The sequence below is a fragment of the Paenibacillus anaericanus genome (genome assembly GCF_003994475.1).
GTDB classification, from domain to species: domain Bacteria; phylum Bacillota; class Bacilli; order Paenibacillales; family Paenibacillaceae; genus Fontibacillus; species Fontibacillus anaericanus.
The window spans coordinates 360094-372039 of the sequence record NZ_RZNY01000001.1 but is presented as its reverse complement, the minus strand read 5'-3'; the positions used below and the strand labels follow the sequence as shown (position 1 = coordinate 372039).

The 11946-nt window shown below is 44.6% G+C and carries 11 protein-coding genes and 1 riboswitch; of the genes, 9 read left to right on the top strand and 2 right to left on the bottom strand.

What is annotated here, in order from left to right; translation table 11 throughout:
* The first annotated feature begins 62 nt into the window (after positions 1–62).
* Positions 63–1700 carry a putative polysaccharide biosynthesis protein gene (locus tag EJP82_RS01885; protein ID WP_127190303.1) on the top strand — a complete coding sequence of 546 codons (1638 nt, stop codon included), beginning with the start codon at positions 63–65 and terminating at the stop codon, positions 1698–1700.
* A gap of 42 nt (positions 1701–1742) precedes the next feature.
* On the opposite strand, the gene EJP82_RS01880 is transcribed toward EJP82_RS01885, so the two are convergent.
* Positions 1743–3083 carry a DUF2515 family protein gene (locus EJP82_RS01880; RefSeq protein ID WP_127190302.1) on the bottom strand — a complete coding sequence of 447 codons (1341 nt, stop codon included), beginning with the start codon at positions 3081–3083 and terminating at the stop codon, positions 1743–1745.
* A 197-nt stretch (positions 3084–3280) separates the two neighbouring features.
* On the opposite strand from EJP82_RS01880, the gene EJP82_RS01875 reads away from it, so the two are divergent.
* From EJP82_RS01875 to EJP82_RS01840, 8 genes are all read left to right on the top strand, one after another.
* Entirely contained in the window at positions 3281–3646 is a 366-nt protein-coding gene (locus EJP82_RS01875) for a thioredoxin family protein (RefSeq protein WP_127190301.1), read from the top strand.
* Positions 3647–3821: 175 nt separating this feature from the next.
* Positions 3822–4775 carry a COX15/CtaA family protein gene (locus tag EJP82_RS01870; protein WP_127190300.1) on the top strand — a complete coding sequence of 318 codons (954 nt, stop codon included), beginning with the start codon at positions 3822–3824 and terminating at the stop codon, positions 4773–4775.
* Between the two features lie 202 nt (positions 4776–4977).
* Entirely contained in the window at positions 4978–6744 is a 1767-nt protein-coding gene (locus EJP82_RS01865) for a UbiD family decarboxylase (RefSeq protein WP_127190299.1), read from the top strand.
* A gap of 20 nt (positions 6745–6764) precedes the next feature.
* Positions 6765–7481, top strand: a complete 717-nt coding sequence (locus EJP82_RS01860) for a Cthe_2314 family HEPN domain-containing protein (protein WP_127190298.1) — start codon at positions 6765–6767, stop codon at positions 7479–7481.
* Between the two features lie 104 nt (positions 7482–7585).
* A riboswitch (SAM riboswitch) is annotated at positions 7586–7742 on the top strand.
* A 95-nt stretch (positions 7743–7837) separates the two neighbouring features.
* Positions 7838–8854, top strand: coding sequence for a methionine ABC transporter ATP-binding protein (locus EJP82_RS01855; RefSeq protein ID WP_127190297.1), 1017 nt, complete (start codon positions 7838–7840; stop codon positions 8852–8854).
* Positions 8854–9522, top strand: coding sequence for a methionine ABC transporter permease (locus EJP82_RS01850; RefSeq protein WP_127190296.1), 669 nt, complete (start codon positions 8854–8856; stop codon positions 9520–9522). Before EJP82_RS01855 ends, EJP82_RS01850 begins: the two co-directional genes overlap by 1 nt.
* Positions 9523–9583: 61 nt before the next feature.
* Positions 9584–10450, top strand: a complete 867-nt coding sequence (locus EJP82_RS01845; RefSeq protein WP_127190295.1) for a MetQ/NlpA family ABC transporter substrate-binding protein — start codon at positions 9584–9586, stop codon at positions 10448–10450.
* 329 nt (positions 10451–10779) lie between these two features.
* Positions 10780–11553: an SDR family oxidoreductase gene (locus tag EJP82_RS01840; protein ID WP_127190294.1), complete on the top strand. Its 774-nt coding sequence runs from the start codon at positions 10780–10782 to the stop codon at positions 11551–11553.
* A 141-nt stretch (positions 11554–11694) separates the two neighbouring features.
* Here EJP82_RS01840 and EJP82_RS01835 read toward each other — a convergent pair whose 3' ends face one another.
* The gene (locus EJP82_RS01835) at positions 11695–11940 is read right to left on the bottom strand and encodes a NifU family protein (protein WP_091228009.1); all 246 of its coding nucleotides are present in this window, start codon (positions 11938–11940) and stop codon (positions 11695–11697) included.
* Positions 11941–11946: the final 6 nt, after the last annotated feature.

Sequence of the window (11946 nt, the reverse complement as noted above, 5' to 3'; positions counted from 1 at the left end):
TTATTCCATCATTATTACTTTTGGAGTAGTAGTGGGGTAACATAGGAAAGAAGGAATTTTCTTTGTCATCTAATAAAGAGTCTTTTGTTAAAGGTACTTTAATCCTCGCGGGAGCCGCGCTGCTTGCTAGATTGCTAGGATTGTTTCAACGTGTTCCCTTAGAACATATCCTTGGAGATATCGGTAATGCGGCGTATGCCCAAGCCAATGCGGCTTATTTTATGTTGCTAACATTAGCAACGGCCGGTATTCCGAGTACATTAAGTAAGATGGTGTCTGAACGACATGCGTTAGAGCGACCAGGTGAGGCCCGTCGTGTGTATCACGCAGCTTTAATCTTCGCGCTATTTGCGGGTGCAATTATGTTTGGACTGCTCTATATCATGGCGCCATATTATGCAGCGGCCACAGGTGTACCGGAATCTGCTGTAGCGATGCGGGCGTTGTCACCAGCACTTCTTCTGTTTCCTGTGATTGCAATTATTCGTGGTTATTTACAAGGTCGAAACATTATGATCGCCGGTGGTATATCACAAGTGATTGAGCAAATTATTCGCGTAGGTACGGGGATTGCTCTAGCATTTATGTTCTATAATATGGGCTATTCCGGTGAACGAGTGGCAGCAGGTGCTACCTTTGGTGCAGTCTTAGGTGGTGTTGCGGCTTTGATCGTCATGTTCACTTATAATTACAAAGTACGTCAGAAGGATCTTCGTGCAAATCAACTACAAGTTTCGTTAGACAAAAATAGCATGTCGATGCCTAAAATTTACGGTGAGATCTTCAAATTATCGATTCCTATCGTTCTTACCGCTTTGGCAGTACCTGCAGTCAATTTTATTGATAATTCTATAATAGAGCCGTTGCTTAGCGGACAAATTGGATCGAAAGAAGCGACTTATATTTTGGGGATTCTCGGTAATCGTGCTCAGATGATTGCGGGTATTCCACCTATTCTTGCTATTGCACTCAGCCAATCGTTAGTACCTGTTATTTCGGCTGCATTTGCTCGTGGTGACAAAGAACATTTAAATCGACAGGTAACACTAGCGATGCGGGTGGCTGTATTGACGGGAATGCCGATCATTCTCGCACTAGGAACGGCCGCTTACTCTGTAAATGGGCTGTTGTTCAGTACACGGGACGGAAGCAGTATTATTGCGCTGCTTACATTTGCGACTATTTTCCAAATTACGATGATGACTAGTAATTCGATTCTACTAGGGATTAATAAAGCAAACTTATCTATGGTTCATGTTGCCATTGGCATTATGATTAAACTGGGCGCAAGTTATGTCTTGGCTCAGTTCTGGGGTATTTACGGTATCATCACTGCAACGGGGCTATGTTTCCTCGTTATTACGATCTTAAATGTACGAGCGATGAAAAAGATTGTGCCATTCTCCATCATGGGAAATCGCTGGACTGGCTTCTTGTTAACTGTTATTGGTCTTTCTGGTGTGGGTTATGGTTTAAATCAGGCAGGGATTCAAATGGTATCTCTTCTCCCTGATCGTCTTGCCTTCTTCATCACTTGCTGCATCGTTGGGATTATCGTTGTGGCGCTTTATCCAGTTCTATTGGTCTTGCTGCGAGTTGTCCGCAAGGATGAGTTAAGCAGCTTCCCTGGACCGTTACGAAAGGTGCTGTCTCCGATCATGCGACTGCAAAGAACTCCGAGTTCCGTGGACCGCAGCTAAATTGCGTACGTAAACATGGATGAGCAGGGCGTGTGCGCTAGATTAGCTATCCGCTAATGAATCATGCGCCAGCGCAGTCTTAAGAATGCCGAGCCTATGCTCACGGCTTATGTCGCAGAGATAGGGCGGCTTGGGCGCGCTGATGCCGTCCAGCGCGCTGGTGTCCTTGAGCCAATCCTCCCTGGGGATTGGCTCATAAGGCATGTCGCCCCAAGCGTCCAGCAACTTGGGGCTATAGAGACGCTTGCCCGCTGGCAGCGTCTCCGCTTCTAGAAGCTCTGACCCCTGTACAGGGAAGGTCAGAGCTTCTTCCCGTTTGGCCGTGAATATATCCGGCCAATAATCAGCGCGCGAGCCGCTATGCGGCACGGCTGCGGCGAAGTTCTGCGCGCCGCTGCGCACGCCGCGCAAACCCATCAGCATCGCGTATAGGCCTTTGCCTAGCGCGATGCGGGCGGGGAGGCTGCCGAAGTCGGAGACCACGCGCCCAGCGAGGCGCGTGACCATTCTCTCGGCTGTGCCATTCCCCGCTTCTATGGCTCCGTCATTATCAGACTTCGCCGCGGGCCCGTCTTCCAGCAACGGGAAGACGATATGGTTCAAACCTGAAAGACTGAACAAGTGGAAACGTGCCTTGTCGGTAACATATTTCTGATAATAGGGATGCTTGATGACGCGCTTTTCAATGTAATGCTGCTCATTGATTATGAGGCCTACTGCAAGCAATGCACTACCCCGGTCGATCCAGAATCTTTCCCAGAAAGGGAGCATGAAACGGGAAACATGGAAATAAGGCAGTAGATGAAAGTGGCTGGAGCCTAACTCTCGACTTTTCATATAGAGTAGGAGTTGGGGGTAGGCGTCTTGAAAGATTAGCGCGTTACTCCGTTCGATAAAACGATAAGCGGATCTCTTCCCCTCTTCGTCCATCGTATCAGCGATCCGGCTTCCCTGAAGGTCTGTCATATTCCATCCTGCATTTCGAGATACCATATGGGCAAGAAAAGCCCAGTGCAACTCAGGATAGGCCTGATAACAAGCTAGATAAGCTTCGGTTCTAGTAATATTACTGATTCCTGCACGATCGGTTGCTATGGCAATCTCCTCGGCAAGCGCGATATCAGCATCACTCCACGTTTCCATATTAGGGCGAACGGCGACCCCTCGGCGTACAAGGTCCTCAATTTCATTGGAAACGGTCCGAGCGGAGGCTTCGTTCCAACCTAGAGAAATTCGGTCTTCCCGAAGTTCTGAAGAATCTGAAAATCCTGCAGCTTTTCCTCTAACCATCTCGCCTAAAACAGCGGGCAAGCGGTGTAGTAACTCCTTAAAACCAGGAAAAGATACATGATTTGTGGGATCATCACCTGGCTTCTGTTTCATGGGTATTCCTCACTTTCCTCTAAACTAACATAGGGGGATAAAGGGCTTATCCTGTAAGCGGAGGTGGATAGAGAGCCTGCATCTCGCCTCAGAACTAACTTGATAAGTTCACTATAAGTATGGCCCAAAAATTTGACTTCCACTCTCCATTTTGGTTGACTAATAGGTAGATCGATAGAGAAAGGGTGAAGAAGACCATGAAACAGGTAACTAGTGCGGAAGACTTTAACGTAAGCATTCAATCCAGTGGTTTAGTAGTGGCAGTCTTTAAAGCAGACTGGTGCGTAGACTGTAAATTTATTGATCCGTTCATGCCGGAGCTCGAATTAAAATATGGTGATCGTTTAACACTTATGGAAGTGGATGTAGATAAAGTTGGCGATGTTAGTCAGGAGCAGAACATCCTAGGTATCCCTAGCTTTGTTGCATACACAGATGGACGCGAACTTGTAAGGTTTGTTAATAAATTGCGTAAATCTCGGGAAGAAATCGAGGATTTCTTGGACAAGGCTTTAGCCGTATACAGTACACTGCATGATTCTGCAGAAAGAAAAGAAGAATAATCCAAGGACATTCCATATTAAAAGTCACATCGCTATTCCGAATTCAGGGGTAGCGATGTTTTATTTTTGAACATTTTACTAGGAATCACTATGATTGCGTTCTCTTTATCGGTTATAATGAACTATAATTTGTTAATGTTTTCTATTTTTTATATAGTAGGCGGGTGGAAAGCCTTTGAGAACCAAACAATTAAAATGGCTTAGTTATCTTTCCTCTTTGGTTATGTTTCTGGCGACTTTGGGTGGTAGTGTTGTAACGAAGACAGAGTCTGGACTCGGTTGTGGGAATCAATGGCCACTGTGCAATGGGAAATTTATTCCGGCGCATACCGTAGCCTCGATGATTGAATATTCGCATCGTGCGATCAGCGGGGCGGCGGGACTATTGGCTTTAGGGACTTTTGTTGCCTTTTGGCTGTATCGTAAAAATCGGCGTGATTTGCAATTATATTCGCTACTTGCGTTGATTTTTGTTATGGTGCAGGCCTTTATGGGGGCAATGGCGGTTGTCTATCCGACTAATTCGGCTGTCATGGCACTTCATTTCGGTTTCTCTTTGATCGCATTTGCTAGCTCTATTATGCTCGTGTTTGGTATCCGCGAGGATGAAGTAAGACAGACAAAGAATGTAGTGTTACCCATTGCTAGTGTTTCTAAAGGATTCCGTAACTTAACGTGGTTTGCTACGGTTTATACTTATATTGTTGTATACATAGGGGCCTATGTAAGCCATACTGATTCGGCTGGAGGTTGTAGTGGTTGGCCGCTATGTAACGGCCGGATTATTCCTGAATTATCCGGGGGCGTTGGAATTGCATTCGCCCACCGCGTTGCGGCAGGTATGCTATTCCTTGTCATTGCAGTCCTGGGTCATTTCGCTTATCGAAAACATCCAAATAACAGGGAAATTCGGCTCTTGGGCGTTGCAGCGACGGTTCTTGTCATTGTACAGGTATTCACAGGCGCTGGTATTGTGTTCACTTTGTATAATTATCACGTATATTTATTTACATCGCTTGCACACATGGTTGTTGTGGCAGCATTGTTCGGAGTACTATGTTATATGAGTGTCAGAACTTGGCAGTTAAGTAGACCTCCTAGTAGACGGCAGGATAGTGATCTGAAGTAGCAAGCATGTTACAATATGTATAGATACTTTAAGTAAAGTCCACGATCTCATCGTGGGCTTTTTCTTGAGAACTAGGTCTACACTGGGGTATCTGTTTTATGGAATGTACTGCGTTTATTGTTCAGCCATCTGAGGCTGATAGGGCTATCCCTAATACATATTTCTTAAGGCTAAATTAGCTCTCATTGGGGGAGGAATAAATATGAATTACACTAATTTGCGTCAATGGATTGATGCTCTGCAGAGAGACAATGATCTTGCTATTATAGATGTGCCTGTTGACCCCTATTTGGAATTGGCTGAAATTCATCGGCGTGTTATTGATGATGGTGGGCCTGCTTTATTATTTACAAACGTGAAAGGGTCACCATTTCCGGTGGCTACAAATCTATTCGGTACGAGTCGCCGGGTGGAAAAGGCATTTGGACCACGCCCCGAACAGCTTGCAAATCGACTTCTAGGAGCTTTGAACAAATTACAGCCTCCAACACCGAAGGCGATTTGGAATGAACGGGGACTCATTCGGGAAGTGCTAAAAGTAGGAATGAAAACAGTAGCAATAGGTGATGCACCCATTCTTCAAGTATGCCAGACTGAATCGCCATTGCGTGTTCTGCCGAGAGTAACGAGCTGGCAAGGGGATGCAGGGCCATCTCTTAACTTACCACTGGTATACACAGAGAACCCATTAGACTCCAAGGATAACCATCTCGGTATGTGCCCTATGCAATTGTATGATGATCAAACAACTGGAATGCATTGGGGAATTCAAGATGGGGGTGCATTCCATTATCACGAGAGCGAGAAACGTAATGAACCGTTACCAGTGTCCGTCTTTCTCGGCGGTCCTCCGGCAATGATTGCAGCGGGTATCTCTCCTGTACCGGAGATGGTATCAGAGCTATTGGTGGCCTCTTTTATTCTAGGAGAGAAACTTCCTATGGCTGAGAATCCTCTGGGGGGACACCGGATTCCAGCGGAATTGGAATTTGCTATTTCAGGATTTGTGCCTCCACATGAACGACGTCTTGAGGGACCCTTCGGTAATCATTTAGGTTATAACTCCATACAACATAAATTCCCGGTGTTTCATGTGAATCATATGTGGCATCGGAAGAATGCGATTTATCCAGCAACCATTGTAGGGAAACCATTTCAGGAAGATTATTATTTGGGAGACTTTTTGCAAAAGCTACTCTCACCGATCATTTCAGTTGTCATACCAAAGGTTCGTTCGCTCTGGAGCTATGCAGAATGTGGGTTTCAAGCATTAACCTCAGCGGTTGTGCGGGAGAGCTATTCCCGTGAAGCACTTGTATCAGGGTTTCGCCTTCTCGGTGAAGGGCAATTGTCACTGACGAAATTTCTGATGCTAACGGACAAGCTGATTGATCTCTCCGATTTTAAATTGTTACTGGCAACGATTTTGGAACGTTTTGATCCACGAACCGATTTATTTATTTTTATTAATACTTCTTATTACACACAGGACTTTACTGGTCACGAGTTGAATCACGGTAGTAAGGCTATTCTAATCGGAGTAGGAGAACGGGTTAGAGAACTACCTAAGTCATATACAGAGGGAAATATTGCAGAAATAGCTCATATTAACGTATTCCACGACGGTTGTCTTGTAGTCTCAGGTGCATCGTATGAGAAGGAGCCTATGCTCCCGCAGCGTCTACTTACCCGGTTGAGAGCACGTGGGACAGCTTGGCCGCTTGTCGTACTTGTGGACCAAGCTGAGATAGTGGCACAAGATCAGATAGCCTTCTTGTGGACCGTATTTACTCGGTTTAATCCGGCTGAGGATATTTACTCGGTGACAGAGGTTAATAAGCATCACTTAGCATACAGCCTGCCGATTATCATTGACGCACGTATGAAGCCGGGCTATCCGGAGGAATTATTTCCGCGTGAGGATATTGTATCTCTGGTGGAGCAACGGTGGAAAACGTATTTTGTATAATTGGGAAATGAGGGATAACCATGTTAAGAAGCTTGCTTGGCGAACCACCGAGGCAGAATGAAGGACTACTGGCGGATACAATGAATATCATGGGGAATAGCATCCAGTTACTACATAAACAAATGGAACTTTACCTCGACCCTTCACATGATTATCGAAAGTTGGAAGTATGGACACATGGTTTGATTTCTTCGCTGGATGAACTGGAACAGTGCCTGTTTGCAGCTACCTTTTTTCGTAAGAAGGTTGTGACAGACTTTGTAGATGACATGGATGCGGCTGAGAAAGATAATTATGCTCGGTACGTTTTTTTCTACAAGGATGGCTTCATTCGATTGTTTTCTATTCTCGATAAGCTAGGAACAGTGCTGAATGAACTATATAATCTGAATACCTCTAAAGAAAAACCACATTATTCTTATTTTACAGTGCTGCGTCAATTCCACTATTTGAAGGTGCATATAGATTTGGGGAATACGTTGTTCACGATCAAGGAAAACTACAAAGAAGCGCTGAATGTGTTACGGCGGCGGCGGAATACAGAGATTCATTACATGAACTCGGAGCTACAAGATGATCTGTGGCAACGGCATCAAGCATTGTACGGAAAGATTGAACTGGAGGATCTTGATGGGCATTTACGCGATTTGGAGCAAGGATATCGTATGGTATGTGAAACATTGCTTGCTTCTTATGACTATATCATCCAAGAATGGAAAAAGAACAACAAAAAATGATCTTTGGTAAGGATTCTCTTTGACAAAACAGCCAAAAGAATCTATACTCTAAAATAATAGTTTCAGAAATATTACATTTAATGATTTTCATATAATTTCATATTTTCTTATCGAGAGTGGCGGAGGGAAAGGCCCGATGAAGCCCAGCAACCAATTTGTTACTAATGCGGTCTATGATGTACTGTGTTATTGGACGAATGAATGGTGCTAATTCCTTCAAAATCACGCAGTTTGTGTGCGAATGATTTTGGCAGATGAGAAGGCATTGTCTTTACGTAAAGAGAGCCCTTGAATCTGCAAAGGGGCTCTTTTGTTTTTTTATCATTTTATTTTTAGAAAATAGGGGGTCTATCCGTTTGATCGAACTCAAACAGCTCACCAAAACATATGGAAGCAAACAAAAAGTAACGACCGCTTTGTCCGGAGTCAATTTAACCGTAGCAAAGGGCGAAATTTTCGGGGTTATCGGGCATTCCGGTGCCGGGAAAAGCACATTGATTCGCTGCATCAATTTACTCGAACAACCCACAGAAGGTGAAGTTTGGGTAGGCGGTGTAGAACTCACTAAGCTTGGAAAACGTGAGCTTCAGCGGCAGCGCAGTAAGATCGGAATGATCTTTCAGCATTTTAATCTACTGTCATCAGCGACTGTGTACAACAACATTGCTTTTCCACTTACGCTGATCGGTACACCGAGGGCGGAGATTTCGAGGAAAGTAAATGAACTTATAGCTCTGGTTGGTCTGGAGGAGCACCGGAATAAATATCCGGCGCAACTATCTGGGGGACAAAAGCAGCGGGTTGGTATAGCCAGAGCACTTGCAAGTGATCCTGATGTACTGCTCTGTGACGAAGCTACTTCTGCGCTTGATCCACAGACAACGGACTCGATCTTAAAGCTGTTGCTGGATATTAATAAAAGATTTAATCTAACGATTTTGCTCATCACCCATGAAATGAATGTGATCCAGACCATTTGTGATCGAGTAGCTGTTATTCATCAGGGTGGTATTGTGGAACAAGGCCCGGTTAGTGAAGTGTTTCTTAAGCCGAAGCATCAAGTTACGCGGGAATTTATCAATCATGATGCATTTGCTGAGGAAGGTTTAAAGTTAGCAACCTCGGCTCTACATGCAAAGTGGGCTAGAATTGTTAGAATTACATTCCTTGGGGCTAAGACATATGAGTCTGTTATGTCTCAAGTGGTAAAGCAGACCGGAGTTAACTTTGCTATTCTGCAGGGGACAATTTCTACAATAAAAGATGTACCTTATGGACAGCTCACCGTTTCTTTTGAAGGTGACGAAGGTGATGTTGATCGGACGCTGACGCTATTGCGGGAACGCGATCTTGATGTGGAGGTGATCGGATAATGAAAGGGTTGGATTTCTCAATAATAAATTGGGCAGAGATCGGTGAGGCTTCGATCGATACGTTGTTCATGATGGGATACGCTACTTTTTTCACGTTTCTGATTGGCTTGCCACTTGGCATCCTGTTATACAGCCTGTCCAAATCCAATATCTGGGTTTTAGGATGGATTTACAGAATCTTATCGTTTATTGTCAATATCGTTCGTTCTGTACCATTTATCATTCTAATAGTCGCTTTAATTCCCTTTACCAGATTTGTGGTTGGGGTATCCATGGGGGTTCAAGGTACGATCCCACCACTGGTTATAGGTGCCGCTCCATTCTTTGCACGGCTTGTTGAGACAGCGCTCCGCGAGGTAGACCGTGGGGTTATCGAAGCATCTCAGGCAATGGGAGCTTCTACACTTCAGGTTATTCGTAAGGTGCTACTCCCAGAATCATTGCCAGGTCTTGTGGCCGCGATGACAATTACAGCTGTAACACTTGTATCCTATACAGCTATGTCAGGTATGGTCGGGGGCGGTGGATTGGGAAGCTTGGCGATCCAATACGGTTATTACCGTTATCAAACGGAAGTCATGATTGTTGCCGTAGTCCTGATGGTCGTCTTGGTACAGGCATTGCAAATGTTGGGAGATCGGTTAGTGATTTATTTTTCACGGAAATAAGGAATTACTAAATATATAGAGCTCAGATCCTTATTCAAAAAAATTAGGAGGTCATACTGTTATGAAAAAATGGACTTTATCTTTTTTGACGCTAGCCTTGGTTCTGGTGCTCGCAGCTTGTGGAAATAACAACGCGAAGAACAATGCAGCAAACAACTCGCAATCATCTGAGGGTAATGCAGCACAGACTGAAGTAGAAACACCAGCTGAACCAGTGAAATTGGTTGTAGGTGCCACTGTGCCACATGCTGATATTTTGAAATTCATCGCTCCAAAGTTGAAAGAAGAAGGCGTTGAATTGGAAGTTGTAGAATTTACAGATTATGTACAACCAAACGTTCAAGTGTTTGAGAAACAATTGGATGCGAACTACTTCCAACACCAACCTTATCTTGATGACCAAAACAAACAAAATAATTTTGACCTTGTGTCTGTTGTAGGTGTTCATGTTGAGCCATTTGGCGCTTACTCCAAAAAATACAAATCCGTTGATGAAATTGTTGACGGTGCAAAAGTAGCTATCCCGAATGACGCTACCAATGGCGGACGTGCATTGTTGCTACTTGAGAAACAAGGCTTGATTAAATTGAAAGACGGCGCTGGAATTTCAGCTACTAAAGCTGACATCGTCGAAAATCCAAAAAACTTGAAGATCATTGAAAGTGAAGCAGCAATGCTGCCACGTCAATTAGAAGAAGTGGATTTCGCATTGATTAACACTAACTATGCGATTGAAGCTGGTCTAAATCCTACAAAGGATGCGCTCTTCATCGAGGATAAAGATTCACCTTACACTAACATTTTGGTTGCTCGTCCTGACAATAAGGATTCCGATGCAATTCAAAAATTGGCGAAGGCTCTTACTTCAGAAGATGTAAGAACATTCATCAATGATACCTATGCAGGTGCTTTGGTTCCAGTATTCTAAGTAAGGAACACTATGTTTGATCCTTTGAATCCCGTTTGCCTTATGGCGAGCGGGATTTTTTTGTGAGCTTAGATTGCAGATGCGTAGCGAAGGGGACGGAATTGTTCTGAAGAAGCTAAAAGCTTTCTTCAGAAAGCTACCTCGGAAGCATAAGCCGCGTTCGCCTTTGTCCTCGGATTTCTACCGCTAAGTGCGGTATATAATCAGGAAATCTGAGGACAACAACGATCGTAAGAATAATCCGTCGTCGTAGCGGACATCTATTGTTTGTCGGAATCCCTCAAATCTTCTATACTTGAAATGAAGGCATTGAGGAGGAGGAGAGGACAATGAAGGGAAAAGTCGCTCTCATTACCGGGAGCGCCAAAGGGCTTGGCAAGAAGACAGCACTAACCCTTGCTGAGCATGGGTGTCATATTGCAATCAATTATGTGCATAGCGAGTCCGAGGCGCTGGCCCTCCGTTCTGAAATACAGCAGAAGGGCGTACGCTGCATCACTGTACAAGCAGATATTTCCCGGCATGAGGAGAACGAGAGGATGGTCGAGCGGATAACCGAAGAGCTCGGGACAGTTGACATATTAGTCAATAATGCTGGGCCATTTATTCGTGAACGTCGGCTGTTTGCCGATTATAGCCAATCACAAATCTTGGCGATGATCGAAGGTAACTTTGTTGGAACGCTGCTACTGGATCATCTTGTGCTTCAGGGTATGAGGGAGAAACGGTGGGGACGGATTATACATTTCGGCTTCGGTCACGCTGCTGAATCACGGGCTTGGCCTCACCGTGCTGTGTATGCGGCTGCTAAGACAGGCCTAGTGTCTTTCACCAAGACATTGGCAGTGGAGGAAGCACCCTACGGTATAACGGTTAATATGGTATGTCCTGGAGATATTCGAGGAGCCAATAAGGAGATGTCCATTGCTGATGCCCGGGAAATCCAAGATGGTGAAACTCCATTAGGTCGCCCAGGTAGTGGTGAGGATATTGCGCGCGTTATTGCGTTTCTATGTCATTCCAATTCAGATTTTATTACGGGTAATATTATGGATATTTCCGGTGGTTTGGATCCTATTCGTCCGTGGATTAAGCCGTCTTAGCATCTTTGATAATAACGGAGGAATTCCAATTGGAATTAAAAAATAAACTCAGCCTTTCCAGTCATACCGGAGGGCTGAGTTTATTTGGTGGCTTTCTCCATTTGAATGGTCGAAGGCCGGATCGTTCATCATACTATTTTATTAAAATACTTGTACGACCTCTTGTACACCTTCTACTTCTTCAAACAGCGCGCGCTCGATACCTGCTTTGAGAGTAATGGTGGAACTAGGGCAACTGCCGCAAGCACCCATCAATTTCAACTTAACGATACCGTCTTCAACATCGACTAGATCAACATCGCCACCGTCACGTTGTAGGAATGGACGAAGTTTATCCAGAACTTCTAGAACTTCATCATATAATTTATCTTGTACGTTTTCGCTCATTGTTAT

Bases quoted from the DNA above. Each gene is read 5' to 3' on its own strand.
- EJP82_RS01880 (WP_127190302.1), bottom strand. From the start codon at position 3,083: ATGAAACAGAAGCCAGGTGATGATCCCACAAATCATGTATCTTTTCCT.
- EJP82_RS01875 (WP_127190301.1), top strand. From the start codon at position 3,281: ATGAAACAGGTAACTAGTGCGGAAGACTTTAACGTAAGCATTCAATCC.
- EJP82_RS01865 (WP_127190299.1), top strand. From the start codon at position 4,978: ATGAATTACACTAATTTGCGTCAATGGATTGATGCTCTGCAGAGAGAC.
- EJP82_RS01860 (WP_127190298.1), top strand. From the start codon at position 6,765: ATGTTAAGAAGCTTGCTTGGCGAACCACCGAGGCAGAATGAAGGACTA.
- EJP82_RS01850 (WP_127190296.1), top strand. From the start codon at position 8,854: ATGAAAGGGTTGGATTTCTCAATAATAAATTGGGCAGAGATCGGTGAG.
- EJP82_RS01845 (WP_127190295.1), top strand. From the start codon at position 9,584: ATGAAAAAATGGACTTTATCTTTTTTGACGCTAGCCTTGGTTCTGGTG.
- EJP82_RS01840 (WP_127190294.1), top strand. From the start codon at position 10,780: ATGAAGGGAAAAGTCGCTCTCATTACCGGGAGCGCCAAAGGGCTTGGC.
- EJP82_RS01835 (WP_091228009.1), bottom strand. From the start codon at position 11,940: ATGAGCGAAAACGTACAAGATAAATTATATGATGAAGTTCTAGAAGTT.